Here is a 3,476-nt window from a genome sequence, read left to right as displayed (position 1 = left end):
TTTGAGATTACCCCTTTTTAAAAGCTAATACCGCTATCCTGTTAAATCTACCTTTTTAAACGTCTTACGTATATATTATATCATACAATAGTATGTTGTCAATAGGTAATGGCTGGCTTTTTTAAATACTAATGTATTCATAACTCTTTATGTTTTAAATAGTTATGAATGTGTTTTTTGTTACCTTTAAAAACATTTTTTAATTGGCCGCTATGCGGTTAAAAATGGCATAATCCTGCATTCAGGCTTGAATAGATTATCGCTATAGGTTGCCTTGGAGAGGGAATTATGTAAACGGTTACTTTTTCTTCAATTTGGCGGCTATCCAGACTCTTATATCTTCGGATATGATATAAGCATTGGGGACTATAAGAAGTGTAAGTATAGTAGAGGATGTCAGCCCTCCCATGACTGTTATAGCGAGCGGGCTCCACAAGTTCGATCCTTCCTGTGTGCTGATCGCCATCGGCAGAAGCCCTAAAAGCGTCGTCGATGTGGTCATGAGTATGGGCCGAAGCCTGTCGCGGGAAGCAAGTATTATGGCTTTGACGTGATTTATATTCTGCCGGCGAAGATTATTGGCGTGGTCTATCAAAAGTATCGAGTTATTTACGACTATGCCGCCCAGCATTATCATACCGACAAAGACGCCCATTCCGACGGACTTTCCCGTAAGATACAGCGACAACACGACTCCAACGAGCGCTAACGGCACGGCCAGCATTATTATAAGCGGCTGATGATACGACTCGAAAAGCGAGGCCAGCACAAGGTATATCAAAAGTACCGTAAGGATCAATATCGGCCAAACCTGTTTTTGCGTGGCCACCATTGTAGGATAATTGCCGCCCAGGCGCCAGTAATAACCCTCGGGAAGCCGCAGATCTGCGAGTGCCTTTTTGGTCATTTCAGCCGCTTTACTCAAAGGCAATTTACCGATATTAGCGCTTACCTGTATGACCCGCGTCTTGTTCTTCCGCCATATCTCGCTTGGACCCAGGCCATATTTAAAATCCGTCATTTGTTCTAAATATATGCTATCGTCGTTTTTATTCATCAATATAAGCTTATGCACGTCTTTGAACGTCTTCCTGTATTTCTCGTCGAGGCGCGCTATCGTTTCGACTTCGCTCGAGGAGGTATGGAATAACGTGGCCCGCAAGCCCCTCATCTGAGCGTGGACAGAATCGGCCACCTCGGAAACCGTCATATCGAATAAACTCGCCCTCGTCCTGTCGACTTTGAGCCCTAACTCGGGGCGGCCTTCTCTCATCCTTATCTTTGTGTCAGTAAATCCTTTTATTGTGCCCAGCCGCGTCGCTATGGAGATGGCTATCTCTCTTAATTTTGCGTAATCATAGCCGAAAAGCTCGATAACGACTTCTTTTGTGCCAACCTCCTGCTCTTCCTCAAAATATATGAACGCCGGGCGTATCCTCTCGACCTTGGGCCGCAGGCTCTCGATAACCTCGCCGACGGAGCGCTTCCTCTGCATCAGGCTTACCAGTTCCACATATACCTTGCTCGACCACGGTTCAACTCTCGACGAGAAAGTCTTGACCTCCGGTATCTCTTTTATAAGCGCTTCGACTTTTTTTACTATGGTATCGGTTACGTCTAATTTCGTGCCGGTTGGCAGTTCGATGAATGCCGTGAACTTATTCTGCTCCGTAGTGCCCAAAAACTCCATGCCGAGCCGTGTAAAGAAAAAGAGCGATCCGAGGAAAAGGATAAGCGCGAAAAGCATGACCCTGTATCTGTACCGCATGAATTTTACGACCCATTTTCTCTGTAGGCGATAAACATTGTCCAGGAAAGTAACCTTCTCGAGCTGTATCTTCGAGCGGGAAACGAGAAGCGGCACTACGGTTATCGCGACAAAAAGCGATATGAGGAGCGAGAAGACGACCGTCCATGCCACTCCTCCGTACAGGAGTTTTATCTCCTGGCCGACGAAGACCATTGGAAGGAATACGCATATATGCGTAAGTGTACCGGCCAATATCGCCACCCATACCTCTTCGGTGCCTTCTATCGCGGCCGGGATACCTTCAATGCCTTTCTCGTGTTTATGGACGATGTTTTCAAAAACGACTATGGCGTTGTCGACGAGCATACCGACGCCTAAGGCAAGGCCGAATAGCGTCATGAAATTCAAGGTCAGCTTCATCGCGTACATGAGAGTGAATGTTATTATGACGGATATAGGTATGGCGGAAGATACGATAGCGACGGAACGTATCCTGGCAATCGAGACAAAGGCAATGCTCATTATAATTACCAGCGGCAGTAAAAGGAACGGCGGCATCAATACCACCGACACCAGGATGGCCAGCACTATCATCATGAATTTTTTATCGAGGCGGATTAAGAATATCGTTAAGACGAGCATAACGAGCGCGGCGCCTTTTATAAGCGCGTCTTTTAAATTATCTATCGCGCTTTTTATAAAATTAGCCTGGTTGGAAGTTACGACTATCTGTATGTCCTTCGGGAGAACCGTTTTGAGTCTTTCGACCTCTTTCTCTATCTGGGCCGCTACCTTTATGGTATTTGCCGTCGACTCTTTTTGCACATATATCGAGACTACAGGACGGATGTTGACTCTCGCGTATCCGGACGGCTCGAGATAAGAATCGAGGACTGTCGCGACGTCTTTCAACCGGATCATAGTGCCGTCGGGCATGGCAGATACCGGTATATTCTTTACATCGTCGACGGTCGTATACAGACCTATCGTTCTTATAATATATTTATTGTTACCCTTGTTTATATCCCCGGAGAGTAAATTAAGGTTATTCTGGCCTACAGCTGATATCAGCCGCTCGAGCGACAGATTACAGGCGGCCATCTTCCTCTGGTCGGCCTCTATCAATATCTTCCGCTCCCTGCCGCCGGCAACTTCGGCGTCTGCCACCCCGCTTATGCGCTTTATCGCCTCGCGCACGTTCTCGTCGACTATCTTGCGTATCTCTTCCGTCGTCCTGCGTAAGGAGGTAACGGCAAGTATGACTATCGGCACATCGGAGCGTTTGAACTGAGCTATGATCGGCTTCTCTATCTCTTTGGGTAATTTATTCTTAACCCTGGCGAACTTCTCCCTGACATCGAGAGCCGCGAATTCCATGTTTATGCCCGGTTCAAAACTCAAAACCACCGTCGACTCGCCCTCTTTCGATATCGACATCATCTCCTCGAGATGGCTGACACTGCCGACGGCCTCCTCGACGGGCTTTGAGACGAGCGCCTCGACTTCCGTGGGAGGTATTCCTCCGCGCACTTCTATTATTATGCTTATCTCGCCGAAACTTATGTTGGGATACAGTTCTACCGGTAGCTGGGCCAGGGAAACTATGCCCGACATAACGAGCATGATATAGATGACCAGCATCGTGATGGGTTTTTTTATCGAAAAGGTAGGAAGGCTCATCGGAATCCCTTATATTACGCGATCAACCACGCAGGTTGGCCTGTGG

At 47.3% G+C, this 3,476-nt stretch carries 1 protein-coding gene; it reads right to left on the bottom strand.

Annotated features, from left to right (window positions below):
* Positions 1 to 298: 298 nt before the first annotated feature.
* Positions 299 to 3,430 (bottom strand): efflux RND transporter permease subunit, encoded by a 3,132-nt coding sequence (locus tag PHS46_06255; protein ID MDD3906110.1) that lies wholly within the window; start codon positions 3,428 to 3,430, stop codon positions 299 to 301.
* Between the last annotated feature and the right edge of the window lie 46 nt (positions 3,431 to 3,476).

It is taken from the genome of Candidatus Omnitrophota bacterium (assembly GCA_028699255.1).
Taxonomy (GTDB): Bacteria; Omnitrophota; Gorgyraeia; order 2-01-FULL-45-10; family 2-01-FULL-45-10; genus FEN-1322.
Note: the sequence above shows the minus strand (reverse complement) of the source record. Positions and strands in the feature narration are given on the sequence as shown.